This is a genomic window from Chryseobacterium mucoviscidosis, assembly GCF_002177115.1.
Taxonomy (GTDB): domain Bacteria; phylum Bacteroidota; class Bacteroidia; order Flavobacteriales; family Weeksellaceae; genus Chryseobacterium; species Chryseobacterium mucoviscidosis.
Genome location: NZ_MVAG01000155.1, coordinates 1 through 259 on the forward strand (window position 1 = coordinate 1; position 259 = coordinate 259).

The 259-nt window shown below is 43.2% G+C and carries 1 protein-coding gene; it reads left to right on the top strand.

All coding sequences use genetic code 11. The features are described 5' to 3' along the window. A partial coding sequence (locus B0E34_RS22825; protein WP_228423110.1) for a hypothetical protein occupies nt 1-185 on the top strand: 185 nt, incomplete at its 5' end. Between the last annotated feature and the right edge of the window lie 74 nt (nt 186-259).

A 259-nucleotide genomic window follows, 5' to 3' on the forward strand; every position in this document is an offset into this window, starting at 1 on the left:
TAGAGAGCATGTCCATGCCGGATATTACGACATATGTGGAAGAGATGAACTTCAAATTTATAAGCGGAGATACCAGTCTGGATCAGTTTGACAATTATATTGAGACGTTGAAAAAAATGAACATTGAGCAGGTTATTGCCGGCAGACAGGCGCAATATGACCGGTATAAGGCTGCACAGCAATAAGCTTCCCAAGGGTTGAGAGGTGTGGATTGATTTGATAACCATTAAGGACATTGCCAAACTGGCGGGAGTGAGCT